We start from the raw sequence: 21,470 nt of genomic DNA on the forward strand, positions 1-21,470 counted from the left end.
GACATTCGACGCAATTGCCGTCGACGAGCCCGATCCGGCTCCCGGCGCATTACGCTGACCTGCCATGACGAGCTCCCCACAGCCCGCCGGCTGGTATCCCGACCGGCAGAACCCCCGGCTGTACCGGTGGTGGGACGGGCAGGCCTGGACCGCGAACACGCGGCCGTCGCACGACGCCGAGATGATCGAACTGGACGTCGAAGGCGCGCACGACCCGCACAGGATCCGGGCGCAAGCGGCGAAGGCCACCCAAGGCCGCGGCAGTGGTGTCACCGGCGGCGGGACGCTGTTCTCCGAACCCGTGCTGGTGGTCAACCAGCGCGCGAAACTCATCGAGATGGCCAACGAGTTCGGGGTGTTCGACCAGAACGGCAACCGCCTCGGCGGCGTCGTCCAGGTCGGGCAGAGCACGGTGAAGAAGGCCATCCGGCTGCTCACGAACTACGACCAGTTCCTGACCCACCGCTTCGAAATCCGCGACGCGAACCACAGCACCGTGTTGAAGGTGACGCGGCCGGCGAAGGTGTTCAAATCCCGGTTCCTGGTGACGAAGGCCGACGACTCCCCGATCGGCGAGATCGTGCAGGAGAACGTCTTCGGCAAGATCCGGCTGGGTTTCGTGGTCGACGGGCGGAAGGTCGGCGGGATCTTCGCGGAGAACTGGCGGGCGTGGAACTTCGCGATCAAGGACCACGCGGACGTCGAGATCGCGCGGATCACCAAGACCTGGGGCGGTTTCGTGAAGGCCGCGTTCACCACCGCCGACAACTACGTCGTCGAGATCCACCGGCCGCTGCGGGATCCGCTGGCGTCGATGGTGGTGGCCTCGGCGCTGACCATCGACACCGCGCTGAAGCAGGACGACAAGGGCTGACGCGACGCATTCAGTCCTCTGAATGCGGCATACGAGTGACCGGGGTCTCACCTCACGGAAGTGGACACTCGGCTTCCGGCGGCTCAAGGTGGAGTGACTGGGGCGGCACGCTGGAGTGCGTCCGGGACGGAGGTCACCATGGAGCCGTTGCCCGAAGACCGCGAACGGGACTGGGCCGAGCCAGGCGTCTACACGGTTTCGCCCGGGATCCACCGCATCCCGCTCCCCCTGCCGCACGACGCGTTGCGCGCGGTCAACGTCTACGTCGTCACCGACGGAACCCACCTGGTCCTCGTGGATTCGGGCTGGGCACTGGAGTCGGCCCGCGAGCGACTCTCGCGCGGGTTGAAGGCGCTCGGCGCCGATCTCGGCGACATCGACGAATTCCTGATCACCCACGTGCATCGCGATCACTACACCCTCGCCGTGGAACTGCGCCGCGAGTTCGGCGGCAGGCTCGGACTCGGGAAGCGGGAGGAGCCGTCACTGGTCCGCTCCGGCGACCCGGACCGCTTCCCGATGGAGGCGCAGGTCGGCCTGCTCGAACGGTGCGGCGCGGGGCCGGTCGTCGAGGAACTCGCCAAGGCCTTCGGCGGGGTCCGGCACACCGAGGCGCATCTGTGGGAACAGCCCGACGAATGGCTCATCCCCGGCAAACGCCCGATCGTGCCCGGCCGCGAGTTCGACATCGTGCACACGCCCGGGCATACGGACGGGCACGTCGTGTTCGTCGACGACGAGGCCAGGCTGGTGTTCTCCGGCGACCACGTGCTGCCGCACATCACGCCGTCCATCGGCTTCCAGCCGGTGCCCACGGAGCTGCCGCTGAGCGACTACCTCGACTCCCTGCGCCTGGTTCGCGAGATGCCGGACCGGCGCATGCTCCCCGCGCACGGTCCGGTCACCGACAGCGTCCACGCCCGCGTCGACGAACTGCTGGAGCACCACCGGGACCGGCTCGAAGTCATGGGCGCCGAGATCACCGCGGACGTCACGACCGCGTACGAGGTCGCGCTGCGGCTGGGCTGGACGCGCAAGCAGCGCAAGCTTCCCGACATGGACCCGTTCAACCAGATGCTCGCCGTGCTCGAGACCGGCTCGCATCTGGATCTGCTGGTGGCCCAAGGGAAACTCACCGCGGCCGAGACCGACGGGGTGCGACACTACGCGCCATGATCATCCGTCAAGCGCGCCGGGAAGACGTCGCGGCGATCGTCGGGATGCTCGCCGACGACCAGATCGGCGGCACCCGTGATTCCGCCGACGACCTCACGCCGTACCTCGCGGCCTTCGAACAGATCGACGCCGATCCGGCGCACCTGCTGATCGTCGCCGACGACGGCGGGGAGGCCGTCGGCACACTCCAGTTGTCGATCATCCCCGGCCTGGCGCGGAAAGGCGCGCTGCGCGGGCAGATCGAGGCGGTCCGGGTGCGGGCGAGCCATCGCGGCTCCGGCCTCGGCGGCGAGCTGATGCGATGGGCGATCGACGAATCCCGGCGGCGGGGCTGCGCCCTCGTCCAGCTGACGTCGGACGTGAAACGCGAGGACGCGCACCGGTTCTACGAGCGCCTCGGTTTCGAGGCCACGCACACCGGCTTCAAGCTGAAGTTCTGACCTCTTCCCGCTTTTAGTCCTCTGAATGCGGGAAGGGGTCAGCGGGTTCCGGAGATCTTCGCGCTGCCGAGTACGAGGTCGCCTTCGGCCGCATCGGTGCGGTAGAGCACGACGACCTGCCCCGGCGCGACGCCGCGCAGCGGCTCACGAAGCTGGATCGTCACGTCTTCACCGGAAACCTCCGCGACGGCCTCGACGATCCCGCCGTGCGCGCGCACCTGCACGACGCATTCGGTCGGGCCGTCCAGCGGCCGCTCGCTCGGCCAGATCGGGCGGTCCGCCTCGATCACGTTCACGCCGAGGTCCCGCGCGGAACCGACCTTCACGGTGCCCGAAACCGGCTCCAGCGAGAGCACGTAGCGCGGCCGCCCGTCCGGTGCCGGCGCCTCGATGCCGAGCCCCTTGCGCTGGCCGACGGTGAAGCCGTGCACCCCGGTGTGCTCACCGAGCACGGCGCCGGTCTCGGCGTCGACGAGCTGCCCGGGACGCTGGCCGAGCCGCTTCTCCAGGAAGCTCTTCGTGTCCCCGTCCGGGATGAAGCAGATGTCGTGGCTGTCCGGCTTCTTCGCCACCGACAGGCCACGGCTCGCGGCCTCGGCGCGCACGTCGGTCTTCCACGAATCGCCGAGCGGGAACAGCGAATGCCGCAGCTGCTCCGGCGTGAGCGAGGCCAGCACGTAGGACTGGTCCTTGCCGGTGTCGACGCTGCGCCGCAGCTCCGGCACACCGTCCACTAGGGACAGACGGGCGTAGTGCCCGGTGGCGACCGCGTCGAAGCCGAGCGCCATCGCCTTGTCCAGCAACGCTTCGAACTTGATCTTCTCGTTGCAGGTGACGCACGGGTTCGGCGTCCGGCCCGCGGCGTACTCGCCGACGAAGGTCTCGATGACCTCTTCGGTGAACCGCTCGGCGAAGTCCCAGATGTAGAAGGGGATGCCGAGGATGTCCGCGGCGCGCCGCGCGTCGCCGGAGTCCTCGATCGTGCAGCAGCCACGGGATCCGGTGCGCAGCGTGCCGGGCTTCGCCGACAGCGCCAGGTGCACCCCGACGACCTCGTGCCCGGCGTCCACGGCGCGCGCGGCGGCCACCGCCGAGTCCACTCCCCCGCTCATCGCGGCCAGTACGCGCATCTTCCTCACACCTCTTGCTTCTGCGTCTGCTTGCGCATTCCGGCGAGCCCCGCCTGCCTCGCCCTGTCGACGACGCCCGCGATCTCCCTCGAAACCGCTTCAACGTCTTCCGGCGCCGAGGTATGCCCGAACGAGAACCGCAGCGACCCGCGCGCGGCCGCGGGTTCGGCGCCCATGGCCAGCAGTACGTGGCTCGGCTGCGCGACACCCGCCGTGCACGCCGAACCGGTGGAACATTCAATGCCCTTGGCGTCCAGGAGCATCAACAGGCTGTCACCCGCGCAACCGGGGAAGGTGAAATGGGCGTGCGTGGGCAGGCGCTCACCCTCGCCACCGTTGAGCACCACGTCCGGCACCTCGCGCCGGACGGCCTCGATCAGGTCGTCCCGCAGTTCCGCGACGCGTTTGGCGTACTCCTCGCGGCCTTCGACCGCGACCTTCACCGCCGTCGCGAACGCGATCACCGCGGGGACGTCGAGCGTGCCCGAACGCACGGCGCGCTCCTGGCCCCCGCCGTGCAGGACCGGCACGCACGCGGTGTCGCGGCCGAGCAGCAGCGCGCCGACACCGTACGGGCCGCCCAGCTTGTGCGCGGTGAGGGTCAGCGCCGCGGCGCCGCTCTCGGCGAAGTCGACCGGCACCGCGCCGACGGCCTGGACGGCGTCGGTGTGCAGCGGGATGTCGTGTTCGGCGCAGACGGCGGCGAGCGCGGCGATCGGGTTGACCGTGCCGACCTCGTTGTTCGCCCACATCACGGTGACCAGCGCGACCGTCTCGGGGCTGTCGCCGATGGCGGTGCGCAGCGACTCGGGAGTCACCCGGCCCGCCTGGTCGACCTCGACCCAGACGATCTCGGCGCCCGCGTGCTGCTCCAGCCACTCGACGGACTCGAGGACGGCGTGGTGCTCGACGGTGCTGCACAGCACCCTGGTCCGCTTCGGGTCCTCGCCGTTGCGGGCCCAGAAGATGCCCTTGACGGCGAGGTTGTCGCTCTCCGTGCCACCGGCGGTGAAGATCACCTCGGACGGCCGGGCGCCCAGCGCCTCCGCGATCACCTCGCGGGCTTCTTCGACCCGGCGGCGCGCCCGGCGCCCCGAGGAATGCAGCGCGGAGGCGTTGCCCACTGTGGACAGCGCCTCGGACATCGCCGCTACGGCTTCGGGCAACATCGGGGTGGTCGCCGCGTGGTCGAGATAGGTCATCGCTACACCAGGGTAGACCGCTCCGGGGCGTGACCAAGCCCACCCTGGTCAGCGGGTGGCGGCGCTCATACCCGACGGCCACCGGCCGGTCAGCCGCACCCCCAGGAGCGCGATGCCGGTCAGCACCACCGAAAGCACCAGGATCGCCACCGACGGCTCCTTCGCCGACGCCAGCGAAGCGAGCAGAACGCCGCCCAAACCGATGGTCAGAGCCGATCCGACCCAGTCGCCGAGCTGCAGCGCGGACGTGTTGAACCCGCGTTCGGACTCCGGCGAGTAGCGGAGCAGCAGTACCGAGATCGCGGGCATCGCGATCCCCATCCCGGAGCCGCCGACCGCCGACGCCACGAACGCCATCCAGCCGGGGAACGAGGGCAGCGGAACGAAGACGAAGATCGCCAACCCGGCAGCGACCAGCGCGAACCCGGTCCGCAGCGACGCTTCCCGCGACCAGTCGAGCATGCGGCCCTGCAGCATCGACCCCGCCGACCAGCCCAGCGCGGTCACCGTCAGCGGCAATCCGGCCAGCGCCGGGCTGTAGCCGTGGACTTCGGTCATCGTGAGCGGCAGATAGGCCTCCATCCCGGCGTACGCGCCCGCGATCAGCGCGCGCGAGGCGATCACTGTCGGCAACCCCGGCCGCGACGTCAGCGTCCCGGCGGGCAGGAGTTTGCGGAGCGCGTACCCGAGGGCGACGAGACCGGCGCCGCCATAGGCCAGCGCCGCGAGGGACGGGTGCTGCGCCGCCCAGGTGAGCGCGGCGACGCCGAGGGCGGCGACCACCGCGGGTACGACCCCGGCGCGGACGGCGGATTCGCCGGGTACGTGGGACGGCAGCCTGCGCGTGACGACGACCAGCAGCGCGAGCCCGATCCCGGTCAGCGGGATCAGCCCGAGGAACACCCAGCGCCAGCCGACGCTCACGGTCACCACGCCCGCGATCGAAGGCCCGATCACCGCCGGCAGCACCCACGCGGCGGCGTTGGCGGCGTAGATCACCGGACGTTCGCGGTCACTGAAGGTGAGCGCGATCAGCAGCGACACCGAGACCAGCAGGAGTCCGGAACCGAAGCCCTGCAATCCCCTGCCGAGCAGGAGCAGCGGCATGTCGTGCGCGAGCCCCGCGACCAGCAGCCCGGCGGCGAACAGCGCGGTACCGGCGAGCAGCGCGGGCGCCGGGCCCTTGCGGTCGCCGAGGCGTCCGGAAAGGACGGTCGCGACCACGCTGGCGACCAGGAACGTGGTGAACGGCCAGGCGTACAGCGCGAGACCGTCGAGGTCGGCCACCATCGTCGGCATCGCGGTGGCGACGCCCATGCTCTCGAACGCGATGAGCGTGACCATGAGCAGCAGCCCGCTGGTGGTCACGCGGTGCTCAGGAGTCCAGAGCACACCCTTCGGTTTGGCCTCGTCCCCAGTGATCGTCATACGACGAGCCTGCAACCTCCAGCCCGCTGGAGGTCAAGCTCACGACACGGACTCCAGACGCAGCTCACGCGCCAGCACGGCGGCCTCACCGCGCGACGTGACTTCCAGCTTGCCCAAGATCTTCCGCACGTGGAACTTCACCGTGTGCTCGGTCAGCGCCAGCTCTTCGGCGATCTGCCGGTTGCGTTTCCCGCGCGCGATCCCGGCGAGGACTTCGAGTTCGCGCGGGTTCAGCCGGTCGAGCGGGCGCAGTTCCGGTGTTTCCTGGACGCCGAGCGGCAGGACCGCGGTGATCGTGGCACCCCAGCCGGGAACGGCGTCGACCTCCCACCGGCCACCCAGCGGGGTGATCCGCTCCGTCAGGCCGGTGGCGGGCACGGCGCGGGCGACGTCCGGGCCGTCGTCGCGCACGGTGACCCGGAGCTGATGCCCGTCGATCCGCCAGGACGCCCGGACCCGGCCGCTGTCCCGTTCCAGCGCGGCGAGCACGAGTCCGCGCGAGACCGTGCGCGCGGTGTGCGCGATGTCCTGCGGGAGCGGCCGTTCGTCGTCCGGCCCGGCGAGATCAATGGTCACGTCGTTGTGGCGCACCAAAGGAGCCAGCTGCGTGACGAGGGTGCCGAACGCCTCCGACGCGGGCTCAGCCGAGAGTTCCTGATCGCGGTCCGCGATCGAGCGCAGTTCGACCAGCGCGGCGGCGGCGAGGTCGGTCGCGGTCTGCCGGGCGGCGGCGTCGCCGAGCCGGCGGGATCGCAGCACCGAAAGCAACGAGGTCAACGTGGTCGCGTGGGTCTGCCCCAGATCGGTGATCGCCCGCGCCCGCGCGGTCGCCGCCGCGATGTTGCTCTCCAGGACCGCGGGCTCGGGGTCGGAGGCGCGCTGGGCGGCGTTCACGCTGACGATGTCCCACAGCTTGGCGACGAATTCGAGCGAGCTGTCGGCAGGCTCGTCTTCGGCAGGGACGAGCGCGATCATCGCGCCCTTGCCGATCACCGGGGCCGAGGTCAGGACGACGAGTTTCCGGCGCTTCCCGCCGAGTGTCTCTTCGGCCACCACCGCCCGACCAGGGACGCCGAGCGCGGCGAGCCGCTGGAGCTCGGCGCTCGTGACCGCGCCGGTGATCTCCGGATCGCCGTGGACCTTGATCGGCAGACGGGAACAGTCACCCGTCTCCATGGCGGCGGCGCGATGCGGCAGCACGGCCGCGGCCGTCGCGGAAAAGCGCGGCAGGAGTTCGGGGCGCGGAGCGGCGAGCATGTACTCGACCTGGCTCAACACGTGCAGCGGGTCCATGACCCCACAGTAAGCGCGGCCCGCCGCGGGGACGCTGCTCTCCCGGCTAGTGAACACTGCTCGTCCGGCTGGTTCGGACGAGGTCCCGGCGCCGGTTGACTGATCGCAGCGAAGACATCCGATAGGAGTGAACATGCGAGCGATCACCATCACCCAGTACGGCGAACCGGACGTCCTGCGGCTTGCCGAGGTCCCGCTGCCGGAGCCCGGCCGGGGTCAGGTGCGGGTCGCGGTCAAGGCCGCGGGCGTCAACCCGATCGACTGGAAGATCCGGTCCGGCGCCATGGCGGAGGTCCGCCCGGTCGAATTCCCGCACATCCTCGGCCTGGAACTGGCGGGCGTCGTGGACGCGGTGGGCGAAGGCGCCGATTTCGCCGTCGGTGACGAGGTCTTCGGCTGGTCCGACACCGGCACGTACGCCGAGTACGCGCTGGCGACCAACGTCATCCGCAAACCCGCCGGACTTTCGTGGGCCGAGGCCGCCGCGCTGCCCATCGCCGGTGAGACGGCGTTGCGGGTGCTGGGCGAACTCGAGGTCAAGCCGGGCGAGACGGTGGTGCTCCACGGCTCGAGCGGCCAAGTCGGCCGGATCGCGACGCAGGCCGCCGTCACGCTGGGCGCCACGGTCATCGGGCTCGCCGGCGCTTCGTCACTCGACGAGGTGAAGGAGCTCGGCGCGGTGCCGGTGCAGTACGGCGACGGCTGGGTTTCGCGGGTCCGTTCGGTCGCGCCGGACGGCGTGGACGCGGTGTTCGACGCGGCGGGCTTCGGTGTGCTGAGTGAGTCGGTGGAACTGCTCGGATCACCCGACCGGCTGATCACGATCGCGGATCCGGCGGCTTATGCGCAGGGGCTGAAGTTCTCGGCTTCCGGTTCGGAATCGCCCGCGATACTCGAGGATCTGGTGGCGCGGGACTTGAAGCTGAAGCTGGGCTCCGGCTACGCGCTCGCCGACGCCGCCGAGGCGCACCGGGAGAGCGCTACGGGGCACGCGGGCGGGAAGATCACGCTGGCCTTCGACTGACGGCCGCGCGAGCCCCACCGGCGGCTGCAATGAAAGGACCTTTCCTTGCAAATTTTGCAAGGAAAGGACCGTTCATAGCGCGCGAGCGACCGAAAGGGTGTTCACAGCCGAGGGGCGAGGCAGGCCAATGGTGTGGGTGGTGTGAAGGGGACTTTCGCCGCTTCGGATGCGGGCAAAGTCCCCTTCACCCAGACCCCGCAGGTACAGAAGGAGCGACCGCCGCGCGCCGCCGCCGCTGCACCGGGATCTGCACCCGCCCGAGCGCCGCCTGCACCGCGGATTCCGCCAGCGCGGCCAGTTCCCGCCGGTCCGAAGCGCGGCCCGGCGCGATCTCCGGGCACACGTGCACCTCCAGCACCAGACCGCGCAAGGCCGCGACCCGCCGCAGCGAGGCGATGAGCGACTCCGGCCCGATGAACGCCGGCTGGGTCGTCTCCCGCCCGTCGGCGAGCCGGAAACGCAACGCGAGCGGCCGCACCGGGACACCGCCGTCGATCGCGGCCTGGAACGTCGCGGGACGGAACCGGCCGGAGCCGAGACCGCACCAGGTGGTGCCTTCCGGTGTCACGCTCACGAGTGATCCGCCGCGCATCGCGTCGGCGAGTTCGTCCATCGTCGCGGGCAGGCTCCGCAGGTTCTCCCGGTCGAGGAAGATGCTGCCGCCTCGACGCACCAGCAGGCCGAGCACCGGCCAGGCGCCGACCTCCTTCTTGGCGAGCGCCCGCATCGGCTGGACGGCGTTGACCGCGATGATGTCCAGCCACGAGATGTGGTTGTTCACCACGAGCGCGCCACGGCCCGGCACGGCGCGGAAACGCTCGTCACCCAGCACGCGCAGTTTTACCCCGAACGAGCGAAGGATCCCCACGAAAAGCAGGCGTACCAACCGTTCCCTGGGCATGCCGCGCAGCACGAGCACCAGCGGCGCCGACAGGAAGGCACCGAAGATGACGCCGATCGCCGCGGTGAACCGCAGGACGCGCCGCGGGAACGCCACCGTCGGCGCCCCTTCGGTCAGGCAGCCGTCGCCGCACGGCGACTTCGGCATCCAGGCGTGAGTCATCCCTGCACTCCCAGGAAGAACTTGAGGTACCGCTCGTCGACGTTGTGCAGATCCAGCAGGACGAAGAAGTCCGCGACGCCGAAATCCGCGTCGAGCGCGGGCGGGCCGTAGATCTTCGCACCCAGGCGGGTGTAGCCCTTGATCAGCGGCGGGAGGATCGCGCGGGCGGGCCGCTCGACACCCTCGGCCCGCCACGGGTTCAGCGGCGTCACCCGAAGGGATTCCTCCGCGTAGTGCTTGGCGCGCAGGACATCCCAGACGCCCGCCGCGTAAACCCCGCCGTCGGTCAGCGGCACGGAGGCGCAGCCCGCGAGATACCGGTGGCCCGCCAGCAGCATGTAGCGCCCGATCCCCGCCCAGACGAGGCTCACCACGGCGCCGCTGCGGTGATCGGGATGCACGCACGAACGCCCCGTCTCGACCAGCGAAGGCCGTAGCGAATCGAGCGCGGTGAGATCGAATTCGCTGTCGGAGTACAGCTTTCCCGCCCGCGCGGCCCGATCGGGCGGCAGCATCCGGTACGTGCCCACGATCTCGCCGGTGTTGTCGTCCCGCACCACGAGGTGGTCGCAGAACTCGTCGAAGTAGTCGACGTCGAGGCCCGGTTCGAGGGAATTGAGCGTCGCCCCCATTTCCTCGGCGAACACCTGATGGCGAAGACGTTGCGCGGCAACGACTTCTTCGTTCCCGTTCGCCACGAGAAGGGAGTAACGCGGCGCATCGGCCGGGAGTTCGACACCTGCCTGGTCAGTACTGACGAGGAGCTGTGACGTCGTCATGACCCAGGTCTACCCCTCAGGGGGTACCAACGACAATGCGCCCGATGGCCGAATAGTGCACGTTCAGTTAATTGCGGGTTCTCAGGGTTCTCTCAGGCTGGAAGATCACTTTCGGATCACAGAAAAGGGGCCGCCCGGGAAAGAAATCCCGGACGGCCCCTTCACGAAACGAGGGACTCAGCCCTTGCGCTTCTGGACCTCTTCGGTCAGCTGCGGCGCGACGTTGAACAGGTCGCCCACCACACCGAAGTCGGCGATCTCGAAGATCGGCGCCTCGGCGTCCTTGTTGACCGCGATGATGGTCTTCGAGGTCTGCATCCCCGCGCGGTGCTGGATCGCGCCGGAGATGCCGAGGGCGATGTACAGCTGCGGCGAAACCGTCTTACCGGTCTGGCCGACCTGGAACTGCGCCGGGTAGTAGCCCGAGTCGACGGCGGCGCGGGAAGCACCGACGGCGGCACCGAGCGAGTCGGCGAGCGCCTCGACGACGTCGAACTTGTCGGCCGAGCCGACACCGCGGCCACCGGAGACGACGACCGAGGCCTCGGTCAGCTCCGGCCGGTCGCCGCCGACGATCGGCTCGACACCGGTGATCCTGGCGGACTTCGCCGGGTCGCCCGCGGGGACCTCGACGGTCTCCTCGGCGGCCGCGCCTTCGGCCGGGGCGGCCTCGACCGCGCCGGGGCGGACCGAGATGACCGGGACACCCTTGGTGGACTTGGACTTCACGGAGAACGCGCCACCGAAGATGGACTGGTCCACGGTGCCGTCGCCGTTCACGCCGACGGCGTCGTACAGCAGACCGGAGCCGAGGCGGACCGCGACACGGGCGGACACCTCCTTGCCCTCGGCGCTGGCCGCGACGAGCACGGCGGCCGGGGAGGTCCGCTCCGCGAGCGCGGTGAGGACGTCCACCTTCGGGGTGACCAGGAAGCCGGTGGCGTTGTCGCCCTCGGCGACGTACACCTTGGCGGCGCCGTGCGCGGCGAGGGCTTCCTTCGCCTTGGCGGCGGTGCCGGTCGGGCCGACGACGACCGCGGACGGCTCACCCAGTTCACGAGCGGCGGTCAGCAGCTCGAGCGTGACCTTCTTGACTTCACCGTCGACGTGGTCGACGAGGACGAGTACTTCAGCCATTTCCCTATTCCTCCTCGAAACCTGTCTCAGATGAGCTTCTGCGCGACCAGGTAGGCGGCCACCTTGCTGCCGCCGTCACCCTCGTCCTCGACGCGCTCGCCGGCGGTGCGCGGCGGCTTCGGGGAGGCTTCGAGCACGGACGACCAGGCGTTGCCGAGGCCGACCTCGCCGGCGTCGACGCCGAGGTCCGCGACGGTCAGCGTCTCGACCGGCTTCTTCTTCGCGGCCATGATGCCCTTGAAGGAGGGGTAACGCGGCTCGTTGATCTTCTCGCCGACGCTCACCACCGCGGGCAGGTTCGCCTCGAGGTGCGTGACGCCGTCCTCGGTGTAGCGGTCGGCCTTGATCGAGGTGCCGTCGACGGTCAGCTCGTTCACGTGGGTCAGCTGCGGCAGGCCGAGCAGCTCGGCGATGATCGCCGGCACGGCGCCACCGCGGCCGTCGGAGGCCTCGTTACCGGTGATGACCAGGTCGAAGCCTTCGACCTTGGAGATCGCGGCGGCCAGCACCTTGGCGGTGGCGATGGCGTCGGAGCCGTGAAGGGCCTCGTCGGAGACGTGGATGGCCTTGTCGGCGCCCATGGACAGCGCCTTGCGGATCGCGTCGGTCGCGCGGTCGGGACCCACCGAGACGACGGTGACCTCGCCCTCGCCGGCTTCCTTGATCTTCAGGGCTTCTTCGACGGCCTTCTCGTTGATCTCGTCGAGCACGGCGTCGGCGGATTCGCGGTCAAGAGTGTTGTCGGCACCGGAGAGCTTCCGCTCCGAGTAGGTGTCCGGTACCTGCTTGACCAGGACAACGATGTTCGTCATGGGTCTACTTCGACCTCCCGTTGGTGGCCGGCGTCGGCCACGGGGCAACAGCTCTACTGGCCGGTAGATTAGGGCCATTTCAGTGCCGCGGCCCGCCGAGGTGACCTCATTCACCTGGATGCACGTTTTAGTGGGACCATCGTCCAGGTAATTCACCCGGAAGTGAGTGTTACCGGCCGACTAACCCGAACGGCCGTATTCCGGGGTACTCGCGCCGGGAGTGAGGCGATAGCCTGCCCGACCATGCGTTCCATGCCCGGCCCCGTCGCCGTGATCACGGACTCGACCGCCTGCCTTCCCGCCCCGGTCGCCGAACGCTGGGGAATCGGCGTCGTTCAGGTGCAACTGCAGGTCGGAGAGCAGTTCGACGAAGAGAACCGCTACGACCGCGAGGAGATCATCGGTCATCTGCGCGCCGGGACCCCGGTGCAGACGGCGCCGCCCGAGGTCGCCGCGTTCTTCTGGGCGTTCCAGGACGCCGCGAGCAAGGGCGCCTCCGCGATCGTCAGCATCCACATCTCGGGCCGCATGTCGGAGACGGTGAACGCCGCCCGCGAGGCCGCCCAGCAGGTGAACGTCCCCGTGCACGTCCTCGACAGCGGGACCACCGGGATGAGCCTCGGTTTCGCGGCGACCTCGGCGGCCAAGGTCGCCGCGGCGGGCGGGCAGGCCACCCGGGTGATCGACGCGGCCGAACGCCGGTTCCGCGGCAGCCGGGAGATCCTCTACGTCGACACGCTGGAGTTCCTGCGCCGCGGCGGCCGGATCGGCGCCGCGCAGGCCTTCCTCGGCTCGGCGTTCTCGATCAAACCCCTGCTGACGGTGAAGAACGGCGAGGTCGCCCCGCTGACCCGGGTCCCGGGCCAGCGGCGGGCGCTCAACAAACTCGTCGACCTCGCGGTGGAGTGCGCGGGCGATCAGGACGTGGAGGTCGCCATCACCCGGTTCGGCCCGGACGAACGCGATCTCGAGATCGGCGGGCGGTTGCGGGCACGGCTGCCGCATATGGTCGACAGCACGCTGGTGGACGCCAGCATGATCCTCGGCGCCCACCTCGGCCCCGGCGCCATCGGCATCACGGTGTCGCCGGTGTGACCCGCTTCGAGGGGAGCAGCGCCAGCACCACCGGGAGCACCGCGCCCAGCGCCGTCGTCACGATGATCAGCACCTGGTCCACCGGCTCGAAATGCGAGACGTGGCCTAGGTGGTAGAGGAAGTGCGGCAGTCCGAAGCAGAAGGTGGCGAGCGCCGCCAGCCTGGCAACGGCGGTCGTCCCGATCACGGCGGCGCCGATCAGGATCGCGGAAAGCGCCAGGTTGAGGCCGCCGAAGTCCTGGATCAGGTGTTCGTTGAAGGGTCCGTCCATCGCCACCCAGCCGGTGCGGAACCCCGGGAAGTCCCGGTAGAAGCCGTCCGGGCTGAACAGCGGCCACAGCCCGACGGGCAGTTCGATGAGACCGAAGACGGCGAGCAGTACGCGGGTGAATGTCCTTTGCATACCTCCTGGACTGCGCAGCGCCGCGAAACGTGACACACGGGCCGAAGTGACCGGCCGGTAGGGTCGCGGCGTGACCACCCCAGCCACCAGGGCCGAAGCGCTGCACCTCACCGGTGAACGCACCGTGCCGGGCATCGCCGAGGAAAACTACTGGTACCGCCGCCACGAGGCCGCGTACCAAAAGCTCCTGTCCCTGTGCGAAGGCAAGACCGTCCTGGAGGCCGGGTGCGGCGAGGGCTACGGCGCCGGGCTCATCGCCACGGTCGCCGAGCGGGTGCTCGCGCTCGACTACGACGTCCCCACCACCGAGCACGTCGCCCGCCGCTACCCCGCCATCGGCGTGGCCAGGGCGAACCTCGTGTTCCTGCCGCTGCGGGACGCCTCGGTCGACGTCGTCGCGAACTTCCAGGTGATCGAGCACCTCTGGGACCAGGCCGCCTTCCTCGCCGAATGCCGCCGCGTGCTCTCCCCCGGCGGACGCCTGATCGTCACCACGCCCAACCGGCTGACCTTCACCCCGGACAGCGACACCCCGCTCAACCCGTTCCACACCAGGGAACTCGCACCGTCCGAATTGGACGAACTGCTGCGTGACGCCGGTTTCGAGGTCGAGACGCTCCACGGTCTCCACCACGGCGAGGGCGTCGCGAAGCTCGACACCAAGTACGGCGGCTCGATCATCGACGCGCAGCTCGACGTCGTCATGGGGCAGTTGCCGGGGCAGGCGACCTGGCCGGCGGAACTGCTCGCCGACGTCGAAGCCATCCAGGCCGCGGATTTCGCCATCCACGGTGAGAACCTCGACGCCAGCCTCGACCTCGTGGCCGTGGCGGTGCGCCGATGAGCGACTACGAGGGCACTTTCTGCCTCGTCGTGCACAGCCACCTGCCGTGGCTGCCGCACCACGGATCCTGGCCGGTCGGCGAAGAATGGCTCTATCAGGCGTGGGCGCATTCCTACCTGCCGATGGTCGACCTCCTGCGCCGCTTCGCCGACGAGGGCCGCGAAGACGTCCTCACCCTCGGCATGACGCCGATCCTCGCCGCCCAGCTCGACGACCCGTACTGCATCGACGCCTTCCATGACTGGCTGGGGCATTGGCAGCTGCGCGCCTGGCACGCGTCCACGCTCTGGCGCGGCGACCCGCTGCTGCGCGACCTCGCGGCGAGCGAGTACCGGACAGCGGTGAAGGCCTCGGAAGAACTCGAAACGCGCTGGCGTCACGGTTTCTCGCCGATTCTCCGGTCCTTTGTGGACAATGGGACGATCGAGCTGCTCGGCGGTCCGCTGGCGCATCCGTTCCAGCCGCTGCTCGACCCGGCGGTCCGCGACTTCATGCTGCGCGGCGGGCTGGCCGACACCGCGCTGCGGATCGGGCGGCGTCCCGAGGGCATTTGGGCACCTGAATGCGGTTACGCGCCCGGAATGGAAGCCGGATACGCCGCCGCGGGCGTCCGGCGGTTCATGGTCGACGGGCCTTCCCTGCACGGCGACACGTCGGCGGCGCGGACCGTCGGTGATTCCGACGTCGTCTGCTTCGGCCGCGACCTCGAAGTCACGTACCGCGTCTGGTCGCCGAAGGCCGGCTACCCCGGTCACGCCGCCTACCGCGACTTCCACACCTGGGCGCACGAAGTCGGCCTCAAACCTTCGCGCGTGACCGGCAAGACCGTCGAGCCGCCGGACAAGGCGCCGTACGACCCGGCGATGGCGGCGGCCACCCTCGGCGGCCACGTCCAGGACTTCGTCGACACCGTCGTCGCCCGCCTGCGTTCGCTCAAGGCCGAGCACGGCCGCGAATCGCTCGTCGTCGCCGCGTACGACACGGAACTGTTCGGGCACTGGTGGCACGAAGGCCCGGCCTGGCTGGAAGGTGTCCTGCGCGCGCTGCCCGAGGCGGGTGTCCGCGTCACCACGCTCAAGGGCGCGCTCGAAGCGGGTCACCTCGGCGGGAAGGTCGATCTCCCGGCGTCGTCGTGGGGCTCGGGCAAGGACTGGCGGGTCTGGGACGGCGAGCAGGTCGCCGACATGGTGCGGGACAACACCGCGCTGCAGCACCGGATGCTCGACCTGGTCACCGGGATGGACACGACGACCCGCGACGCCGTCCGCGACCAGGCCGTCGCCGAGGCGATGCTGGCGCTGTCGAGCGACTGGGCGTTCATGGTCACCAAGGATTCCGCCGCCGACTACGCGCGGCGGCGGGCGAGGGTGCACACCGAACGGTTCGACACGCTCGCCGGACTGCTCCGTGAGGGAGCGCTCGACCGCGCGCGGGAGACCGCGGCCGCGTTCCGGTGCGACGACGGGCCCTTCGGTCACGTCGACGCGCGTGATCTGCTGAGGAAATGACGAAAGGGAGAGCATGGGGATCCACGACATTCCGCTGAAGACGCTCGCGGGCGAGGACACGACGCTCGGCGCGCTCGAGGGCAAGACGCTGCTGGTGGTGAACGTGGCGTCGAAGTGCGGGCTGACGCCGCAGTACACCGGGCTGGAGAAGCTGCAGGAACGCTACGCGGACAAGGGTTTCTCCGTCGTCGGGTTCCCGTGCAACCAGTTCGCGGGCCAGGAGCCGGGCACCGCCGAGGAGATCCAGACCTTCTGCTCGACGACGTACGGCGTTTCGTTCCCGCTGTTCGAAAAGCTGGACGTGAACGGCGAAACCCGGCACCCGCTCTACGCCGAACTGACCAAGGCGGCCGACGCGGAAGGCGCCGCCGGCGATGTGCAGTGGAATTTCGAGAAGTTCCTCGTCGCCCCGTCCGGTGAAGTGGTGGGACGATTCCGCCCGCGCACCGAACCCGAGGACGAAGTGATCACCAAAGCGATCGACGCCACGATCGGCTGAACCGCGCTTTCCACCGAACAGGCCGACTCTCCGGAGTCGGCCTGTTTCCTTTTCCGGCGATCCGGTGACCAAAGTCCTCGAATATCCCCGCCACTCGCGCGATGGCCGGTTGCTCGATCACAAACCCTTGCCACACAAGGGAAATATTGACATTCCCCGGTGAAGCGACGTACCCGATTGCACTATGGCGCCGCCCCGCCGACAGGGGAACACTCTTTCGTCGGGAGTCCCGCACTTCGTCAACGCCGACAACCAGAAAAGTGTGGCCGACATGATCGAAAACAATATGATCCCGGACGATTTCCTCTCCCTCGCGAGCGTGCAGGCGGCCGAAGAGGAGTCGTTGCTGAACCGGCAGAACGTGGTGGGTGTCGCGCTCGGTACCAAATGGTCCGGGGGCGCGGACACCGGCGAGAAGGCGATCACCGTCCTGGTCGACACGAAGATGCCGCACGAGATGCTGCGTGACGACGACCTCGTCCCGGCGACGCTGGCGGGTGTGCCCACCGACGTCCAGGAGGTCGGGGTGCTCCAGGCGGGCCGCAGCATCGCCGCGCCGAAGGTGAACGGCGCCGCCACGATGCTCGACGAGCCCCAGGCGCCGACGCTCGCCCGCCCCGACGAGCTCGCCCGTGAGCAGGTCGGTCCGTTCACCCTGGCCAAGCGGTTCCGCCCGGCGTTCGGCGGGCTGAGCGTCGGCCACTTCAAGATCACCGCCGGCACCTACGGCACCGCGGTCTACGACGCGACGGCACTGCCCGGCAAACCGCCGAGGTACTACATCCTGAGCAACAACCATGTGCTGGCGAACTCCAACGCGGCCGCCATCGGCGACCCGATCCTGCAGCCCGGCCCGTTCGACGGCGGCGTCGTCCCCACCGACGTCATCGCCAGGCTCAGCCGGTTCGTGCCGATCAAGTTCATCCAGCCGGGGCAGCCGGTGCCGGTGAACTTCGTCGACGCCGCGATCGCCGAAGGCCAGTTCCACGACCTCGACCGGCGGATCTTCTGGGTCGGCGAGCTCAAGGGCACCAACGTGGCGCCCGCGGTCGGCACGCTCGTGCAGAAGACCGGCCGGACCACGAACTGGACGACCGGGCGGATCACGAACATCAACGCCACCGTCGACGTGAACTACGGCGGCGGCAGGGTGGCCCGGTTCGCGCAGCAGCTGCTGACCACCGACATGTCGGCCGGTGGCGACTCGGGCAGCCTCGTGGCGGACCTGAGCGAGAACGCCGTCGGCCTGCTGTTCGCCGGCTCGCCGGTGGTCACCGTGATCAACCGGATCTCGCTGGTCGAAGCGTCGCTCGGGATCCGGGTGCATCCGTAGTGGCCGACATCGACGCCGCGCTCGTGGCGGCGTCCCGGTGGCTCGACGACGTCCCCGGAGTGGTCGGCGTCGGGCAGGGCGAGGCCGAGGGAACACCCACGATCGACGTGTGGATGAACCCCGGTCACGACCACGGGCAGCTGCCTTCTCGGCTGCTCGGGGTGCCCGTCCGGATCCGGGACGCGGGCGGCCCGGTTCAGGCGCAGCCGGACTGACCGGCCTCGATGACCGCGCGATTGCGGGCCGCGACGGTCGCCGCGTCGGCCTTCACCACCCGCCGGTCGTAGGTGAGCAAGCCGTTGACTTCGTTCTCGACGTCGGTGGTCTGGGTGTAGATCGCGCCGGAAAGGCCGGTTCCGGCGACGACCTTTTCGAGGTGCTCGCTGACCTCGGCATAGCGCTTCGTCAGTTGTGCCGAGGTCAGCGTCATCTCGTAGGCCTGGGGCTCTCCCGGCCAGCGGTGGTCGTCGAGGACCAGACCGAGCCCGCCGTACTCGCCGTCGACGATCACCCTGTCGTCCTTCACCGAGGGCTTTCCCGGCCCGACGTAGGTGTGGTCGTCGTAGACGTCGCCCGCGCCGGTGTCCGGCCGCGAGAAGCAGCAGTTCACCCCGCTGTTCGCGACGACGAGCCTGGCCGGGTCGAGGTCCTTCACCAGTTTCGCGATCCGCGCGGTGTCGAATTCGCCCCAGCCCTCGTTGAACGGCACCCACCCGACGATCGAGGTCACCCCGCGCAACTGCTCGATCATCTCGATCAGTTCCGCCTCGAACCGGGCCTTCGCCTCCGGCACCGGATCGGGCGCCGTCCCTGGCGGGCCGTCGAAGGAGACGGTGAGCGAGGGCATGTCCTGCCAGACGAGCAGGCCCAGCCGATCCGTCCAGTGGTACCAGCGTTCCGGCTCGACCTTTACGTGTTTGCGGACGAAGTTGAAGCCGAGTTCCTTGGTCTTCTCCAGGTCGAACCGCAACGCCTCGTCGGTGGGGGCGGTGTGGATCCCGTCCGGCCAATACCCCTGGTCGAGCGGGCCGTGGAGGAAGGTGATCCGGCCGTTGAGCGCGATCCGCGGCCTGCCATGGGCGTCGGCGACCGTCCCGATCGTACGGAGCCCGGTGTAGGAGTCGACGACGTCGAGCGCGTTGCCGCTCTCGTCGAGCAAACGGACCTGAAGGTCGTAGAGATACGGATCGTCGGGTGTCCAGAGGCGCGGCGAAGGGACCTCCGCGCGCAACTGCTGTCCTGCCTCTCCCTCGACGCGTGCCACTTCCGGGCCATCGGGTTCGCTCACGATCAGCTCCACCCAGGCGCCGCCTGTGACCTTGGGCACAACCGTCACCCCTTCGAGATCCGGCGTCACCTGGAGATCCCGGAGGTGTTCGAACGGCACGGGCTCCAGCCAGACGGTCTGCCAGATCCCCGACGCGGCGGTGTAGAAGATCCCTCCCGGGTCGTTCCGCTGCTTGCCGACGGGGTGCGTCGAAGCGTCGGTGCGGTCCGTCGCGCGGACGGTCAGTTCCTGTGATCCCGACGGGCGCAGCACGCCGGTGATGTCCGCGCTGAAGGCCGTGTACCCGCCTTCGTGGACGGCCACCTTCTGGTTGTTCACCCAGACCGTCGCCGACTGGTCGACGGCGCCGAAGTGAAGCAGCACCCGCTGACCGTCCCAACCGGACGGGACCTCGAAAACCTTGCGGTACCAGAGGGTTTCGTCGCGCCGCACGATACCGGAGAGCGCCGACTCCGGCGGGAAGGGAACCAGGATCCGCTCGCCGTACCCGTCGCGGCCGGGCGAGCCGCTGCCCGCGTACTCCCAGACGCCGTTGAGGTTCAGCCAGCGTTCGCGGACCAGCCGCGGACGCGGATACTCCGGCCGCGCGTTACCGGGCCCGACCTGCGCGGACCACGGCGTCGAGAGCACCGGTTCGACGGTTTCGAAGGCCGGTCCGGCCGCGTTCACCGAGGACGTCATCAACCCGATGGTGGCAAAGATCGTCGCTCCTGTCGCGCTCGATCGGGTTCACCGGGAGGGGTGATCGCCCCGTCCCGGTGACGACCGACTCACGAGTAACCTCCACCCATGCGCGTGCTGATGTTGTCGTGGGAGTACCCACCCGTGGTCGTCGGCGGACTCGCACGGCACGTCCACGCCCTGGCCAGGCATCTCGCCCGGCAGGGGCACGACGTGGTCGTCCTGTGCCGTCACACGGCGGGCACCGACGCCGAGACCCACCCGAGGACCGATCGCGTGGTCGAGGGCGTCCGGATCATCCGGGTCGCCGAAGACCCGATGCACGTGACCTTCGAACGGGACCTCGTCGCGTGGACGCTGGCCATGGGGCACGCGATGGTCCGCGCCGCCACCGACCTGCTGCGCACCTGGCAGCCGGACGTGGTGCACGCGCACGACTGGCTGGTCACCCATCCCGCGATCGCGATCGCGGAGGCCGCGCGGGTGCCGCTGGTCGGCACGATCCACGCCACCGAGGCCGGACGGCACTCCGGCTGGCTCTCGCATCCGCTGAACCAGCAGGTTCACTCGGTCGAATGGTGGCTCGCGAACCGCTCGGACGCGCTGATCACCTGTTCGCAGGCCATGCGCCGCGAGGTGGCGCATCTGTTCGAGGTCGACGGCGACGCGGTCACCGTGATCCACAACGGCATCGAGGAACGCACCTGGCAGGTGCCCGCGGAGGAGGTCGCGCACGCGCGCGAGGTCTACAGCCCCTCCGGCGCGCCGCTGCTGCTCTACTTCGGACGGCTGGAATGGGAGAAGGGCGTGCAGGACCTGCTCGCCGCGCTCCCCCGGATCCGCCGCGCCAAACCGGGGACGCGGCTGGTCGTCGCCGGCAAGGGACGGCATCTGGAGGAACTGGTCGACCAGGCCCGCAAACTTCGCGTGCGCCGCGCGGTGGACTTCGTCGGGCATCTGTCCGATCGCGAACTGCGCGCCGTACTGGCCGCGGCCGACGCCGTCGTGCTTCCCAGCCGGTACGAGCCGTTCGGCATCGTCGCGCTGGAGGCGGCCGCCGCGAAGGCACCGCTGGTGGCTTCGACCGCGGGCGGGCTCGGCGAGGTCGTCGTCGACGGCGAGACCGGCCTGGCGTTCAGCCCCGGCGACGTCGACGCCCTCGGGGACGCCGTCGAGGCGGTGCTGGACGACGAGGTCGCCGCAGCCCGGCGGGCGCTGACCGCGCAGTCGCGGCTGGCCGCGGACTTCGACTGGGGCCGGATCGCCGAGGCGACCGTGGCGGTCTACCGGCGGGCTCGCGTCGGGGAGCCGGTGGAGCTGGGGCGGCCGAAGATCGCGACGGGGAACGCCTTCGAGCCCTGATCCCGCCTGGTGTTTCGTGGTGCGAAAGCCACTTTGGGCACGTTGTAGGTTGGGTAAGTTGGGTTGGCAACGGGGGGGGGGTGTGCGGGCGGGCGGGTC

The 21,470-nt window shown here is 69.7% G+C and carries 21 protein-coding genes; 11 read left to right on the plus strand and 10 right to left on the minus strand.

The window, feature by feature from the left end; translation table 11 throughout:
* Window positions 1-64 precede the first annotated feature (64 nt).
* The 3 genes from ACFVM3_RS29125 to ACFVM3_RS29135 all read left to right on the plus strand — a co-directional run bounded on the left by ACFVM3_RS29125 (window position 65) and on the right by ACFVM3_RS29135 (window position 2,490).
* Complete coding sequence (locus ACFVM3_RS29125; RefSeq protein ID WP_378443159.1) at window positions 65-874, plus strand: phospholipid scramblase-related protein; 810 nt, start codon at window positions 65-67, stop codon at window positions 872-874.
* A gap of 138 nt (window positions 875-1,012) precedes the next feature.
* Window positions 1,013-2,050, plus strand: coding sequence for an MBL fold metallo-hydrolase (locus ACFVM3_RS29130; protein WP_378443160.1), 1,038 nt, complete (start codon window positions 1,013-1,015; stop codon window positions 2,048-2,050).
* Window positions 2,047-2,490 carry a GNAT family N-acetyltransferase gene (locus ACFVM3_RS29135; protein ID WP_378443161.1) on the plus strand — a complete coding sequence of 148 codons (444 nt, stop codon included), beginning with the start codon at window positions 2,047-2,049 and terminating at the stop codon, window positions 2,488-2,490. The genes ACFVM3_RS29130 and ACFVM3_RS29135 overlap by 4 nt, the downstream gene beginning before the upstream one ends.
* A gap of 38 nt (window positions 2,491-2,528) precedes the next feature.
* Here the strand turns inward: ACFVM3_RS29135 and mnmA are convergent, their stop codons facing one another.
* Genes mnmA through ACFVM3_RS29155 form a run of 4 tightly spaced genes read right to left on the minus strand, consistent with a single transcriptional unit; the run spans window position 2,529 to window position 7,543 of the window.
* Window positions 2,529-3,620, minus strand: coding sequence for a tRNA 2-thiouridine(34) synthase MnmA (gene mnmA, locus ACFVM3_RS29140; RefSeq protein WP_378443162.1), 1,092 nt, complete (start codon window positions 3,618-3,620; stop codon window positions 2,529-2,531).
* A gap of 5 nt (window positions 3,621-3,625) precedes the next feature.
* Complete coding sequence (locus tag ACFVM3_RS29145) at window positions 3,626-4,822, minus strand: cysteine desulfurase family protein (protein WP_378443163.1); 1,197 nt, start codon at window positions 4,820-4,822, stop codon at window positions 3,626-3,628.
* A gap of 48 nt (window positions 4,823-4,870) precedes the next feature.
* A complete protein-coding gene (locus ACFVM3_RS29150; RefSeq protein WP_378443164.1) occupies window positions 4,871-6,265 on the minus strand; it encodes an MFS transporter in 1,395 nt (464 codons plus the stop codon).
* Between the two features lie 24 nt (window positions 6,266-6,289).
* Complete coding sequence (locus ACFVM3_RS29155; RefSeq protein WP_378443165.1) at window positions 6,290-7,543, minus strand: LuxR C-terminal-related transcriptional regulator; 1,254 nt, start codon at window positions 7,541-7,543, stop codon at window positions 6,290-6,292.
* Window positions 7,544-7,676: 133 nt separating this feature from the next.
* Between ACFVM3_RS29155 and ACFVM3_RS29160 the strand changes: the two genes are divergently transcribed.
* Entirely contained in the window at window positions 7,677-8,567 is an 891-nt protein-coding gene (locus ACFVM3_RS29160) for an NADP-dependent oxidoreductase (protein ID WP_378443166.1), read from the plus strand.
* A gap of 184 nt (window positions 8,568-8,751) precedes the next feature.
* Here the strand turns inward: ACFVM3_RS29160 and ACFVM3_RS29165 are convergent, their stop codons facing one another.
* The 4 genes from ACFVM3_RS29165 to ACFVM3_RS29180 all read right to left on the minus strand — a co-directional run bounded on the left by ACFVM3_RS29165 (window position 8,752) and on the right by ACFVM3_RS29180 (window position 12,358).
* Window positions 8,752-9,630, minus strand: coding sequence for a lysophospholipid acyltransferase family protein (locus tag ACFVM3_RS29165; protein ID WP_378443167.1), 879 nt, complete (start codon window positions 9,628-9,630; stop codon window positions 8,752-8,754).
* Window positions 9,627-10,409 carry a GNAT family N-acetyltransferase gene (locus ACFVM3_RS29170; RefSeq protein WP_378443168.1) on the minus strand — a complete coding sequence of 261 codons (783 nt, stop codon included), beginning with the start codon at window positions 10,407-10,409 and terminating at the stop codon, window positions 9,627-9,629. Before ACFVM3_RS29170 ends, ACFVM3_RS29165 begins: the two co-directional genes overlap by 4 nt.
* Before the next feature lie 177 nt (window positions 10,410-10,586).
* On the minus strand, window positions 10,587-11,546 hold the full coding sequence (locus ACFVM3_RS29175) for an electron transfer flavoprotein subunit alpha/FixB family protein (protein WP_340683521.1): 960 nt from the start codon (window positions 11,544-11,546) through the stop codon (window positions 10,587-10,589).
* 26 nt (window positions 11,547-11,572) lie between these two features.
* Window positions 11,573-12,358 carry an electron transfer flavoprotein subunit beta/FixA family protein gene (locus ACFVM3_RS29180; protein WP_016336566.1) on the minus strand — a complete coding sequence of 262 codons (786 nt, stop codon included), beginning with the start codon at window positions 12,356-12,358 and terminating at the stop codon, window positions 11,573-11,575.
* A gap of 243 nt (window positions 12,359-12,601) precedes the next feature.
* Here ACFVM3_RS29180 and ACFVM3_RS29185 point away from each other — a divergent pair, with 243 nt between their 5' ends.
* Entirely contained in the window at window positions 12,602-13,453 is an 852-nt protein-coding gene (locus ACFVM3_RS29185) for a DegV family protein (protein WP_378443169.1), read from the plus strand.
* Here the strand turns inward: ACFVM3_RS29185 and ACFVM3_RS29190 are convergent.
* Entirely contained in the window at window positions 13,434-13,856 is a 423-nt protein-coding gene (locus ACFVM3_RS29190; protein WP_378443170.1) for a hypothetical protein, read from the minus strand. The two genes, ACFVM3_RS29185 and ACFVM3_RS29190, sit on opposite strands and share 20 nt — an antisense overlap.
* A 70-nt stretch (window positions 13,857-13,926) precedes the next feature.
* Here ACFVM3_RS29190 and ACFVM3_RS29195 point away from each other — a divergent pair, with 70 nt between their 5' ends.
* The 5 genes from ACFVM3_RS29195 (at window position 13,927) to ACFVM3_RS29215 (ending at window position 18,255) form a co-directional block, all read left to right on the plus strand.
* A complete protein-coding gene (locus ACFVM3_RS29195) occupies window positions 13,927-14,700 on the plus strand; it encodes a methyltransferase domain-containing protein (protein WP_378443171.1) in 774 nt (257 codons plus the stop codon).
* The gene (locus tag ACFVM3_RS29200) at window positions 14,697-16,208 is read left to right on the plus strand and encodes a 1,4-alpha-glucan branching protein domain-containing protein (RefSeq protein ID WP_378443172.1); all 1,512 of its coding nucleotides are present in this window, start codon (window positions 14,697-14,699) and stop codon (window positions 16,206-16,208) included. Before ACFVM3_RS29195 ends, ACFVM3_RS29200 begins: the two co-directional genes overlap by 4 nt.
* Window positions 16,209-16,221: 13 nt before the next feature.
* Window positions 16,222-16,707, plus strand: coding sequence for a glutathione peroxidase (locus tag ACFVM3_RS29205; protein ID WP_126734526.1), 486 nt, complete (start codon window positions 16,222-16,224; stop codon window positions 16,705-16,707).
* A gap of 271 nt (window positions 16,708-16,978) precedes the next feature.
* Window positions 16,979-18,040 carry a serine protease gene (locus ACFVM3_RS29210; RefSeq protein ID WP_378443173.1) on the plus strand — a complete coding sequence of 354 codons (1,062 nt, stop codon included), beginning with the start codon at window positions 16,979-16,981 and terminating at the stop codon, window positions 18,038-18,040.
* Complete coding sequence (locus tag ACFVM3_RS29215) at window positions 18,040-18,255, plus strand: hypothetical protein (protein WP_378443174.1); 216 nt, start codon at window positions 18,040-18,042, stop codon at window positions 18,253-18,255. Before ACFVM3_RS29210 ends, ACFVM3_RS29215 begins: the two co-directional genes overlap by 1 nt.
* Here ACFVM3_RS29215 and ACFVM3_RS29220 read toward each other — a convergent pair.
* Entirely contained in the window at window positions 18,237-20,009 is a 1,773-nt protein-coding gene (locus ACFVM3_RS29220; RefSeq protein WP_378443175.1) for a glycoside hydrolase family 2 protein, read from the minus strand. The genes ACFVM3_RS29215 and ACFVM3_RS29220 overlap by 19 nt on opposite strands.
* A 108-nt stretch (window positions 20,010-20,117) precedes the next feature.
* On the opposite strand from ACFVM3_RS29220, the gene ACFVM3_RS29225 reads away from it, so the two are divergent.
* Window positions 20,118-21,371, plus strand: a complete 1,254-nt coding sequence (locus tag ACFVM3_RS29225) for a glycosyltransferase family 4 protein (RefSeq protein WP_240600501.1) — start codon at window positions 20,118-20,120, stop codon at window positions 21,369-21,371.
* Window positions 21,372-21,470 lie beyond the last annotated feature (99 nt).

This window comes from Amycolatopsis sp. NPDC057786 (genome assembly GCF_042797905.1).
Lineage (GTDB): Bacteria > Actinomycetota > Actinomycetes > Mycobacteriales > Pseudonocardiaceae > Amycolatopsis.

What these genes read in the sequence shown, in the direction of transcription:
- ACFVM3_RS29125 (WP_378443159.1), top strand. Translation starts at nt 65, where the DNA reads ATGACGAGCTCCCCACAGCCCGCCGGCTGGTATCCCGACCGGCAGAAC.
- ACFVM3_RS29185 (WP_378443169.1), top strand. Translation starts at nt 12,602, where the DNA reads ATGCGTTCCATGCCCGGCCCCGTCGCCGTGATCACGGACTCGACCGCC.
- ACFVM3_RS29210 (WP_378443173.1), top strand. Translation starts at nt 16,979, where the DNA reads ATGATCGAAAACAATATGATCCCGGACGATTTCCTCTCCCTCGCGAGC.
- ACFVM3_RS29165 (WP_378443167.1), bottom strand. Translation starts at nt 9,630, where the DNA reads ATGACTCACGCCTGGATGCCGAAGTCGCCGTGCGGCGACGGCTGCCTG.
- ACFVM3_RS29180 (WP_016336566.1), bottom strand. Translation starts at nt 12,358, where the DNA reads ATGACGAACATCGTTGTCCTGGTCAAGCAGGTACCGGACACCTACTCG.
- ACFVM3_RS29130 (WP_378443160.1), top strand. Translation starts at nt 1,013, where the DNA reads ATGGAGCCGTTGCCCGAAGACCGCGAACGGGACTGGGCCGAGCCAGGC.
- ACFVM3_RS29160 (WP_378443166.1), top strand. Translation starts at nt 7,677, where the DNA reads ATGCGAGCGATCACCATCACCCAGTACGGCGAACCGGACGTCCTGCGG.
- ACFVM3_RS29145 (WP_378443163.1), bottom strand. Translation starts at nt 4,822, where the DNA reads ATGACCTATCTCGACCACGCGGCGACCACCCCGATGTTGCCCGAAGCC.
- ACFVM3_RS29220 (WP_378443175.1), bottom strand. Translation starts at nt 20,009, where the DNA reads ATGACGTCCTCGGTGAACGCGGCCGGACCGGCCTTCGAAACCGTCGAA.
- ACFVM3_RS29170 (WP_378443168.1), bottom strand. Translation starts at nt 10,409, where the DNA reads ATGACGACGTCACAGCTCCTCGTCAGTACTGACCAGGCAGGTGTCGAA.
- ACFVM3_RS29205 (WP_126734526.1), top strand. Translation starts at nt 16,222, where the DNA reads ATGGGGATCCACGACATTCCGCTGAAGACGCTCGCGGGCGAGGACACG.
- mnmA (WP_378443162.1), bottom strand. Translation starts at nt 3,620, where the DNA reads ATGCGCGTACTGGCCGCGATGAGCGGGGGAGTGGACTCGGCGGTGGCC.
- ACFVM3_RS29200 (WP_378443172.1), top strand. Translation starts at nt 14,697, where the DNA reads ATGAGCGACTACGAGGGCACTTTCTGCCTCGTCGTGCACAGCCACCTG.
- ACFVM3_RS29135 (WP_378443161.1), top strand. Translation starts at nt 2,047, where the DNA reads ATGATCATCCGTCAAGCGCGCCGGGAAGACGTCGCGGCGATCGTCGGG.
- ACFVM3_RS29225 (WP_240600501.1), top strand. Translation starts at nt 20,118, where the DNA reads ATGCGCGTGCTGATGTTGTCGTGGGAGTACCCACCCGTGGTCGTCGGC.
- ACFVM3_RS29175 (WP_340683521.1), bottom strand. Translation starts at nt 11,546, where the DNA reads ATGGCTGAAGTACTCGTCCTCGTCGACCACGTCGACGGTGAAGTCAAG.
- ACFVM3_RS29155 (WP_378443165.1), bottom strand. Translation starts at nt 7,543, where the DNA reads ATGGACCCGCTGCACGTGTTGAGCCAGGTCGAGTACATGCTCGCCGCT.
- ACFVM3_RS29190 (WP_378443170.1), bottom strand. Translation starts at nt 13,856, where the DNA reads ATGCAAAGGACATTCACCCGCGTACTGCTCGCCGTCTTCGGTCTCATC.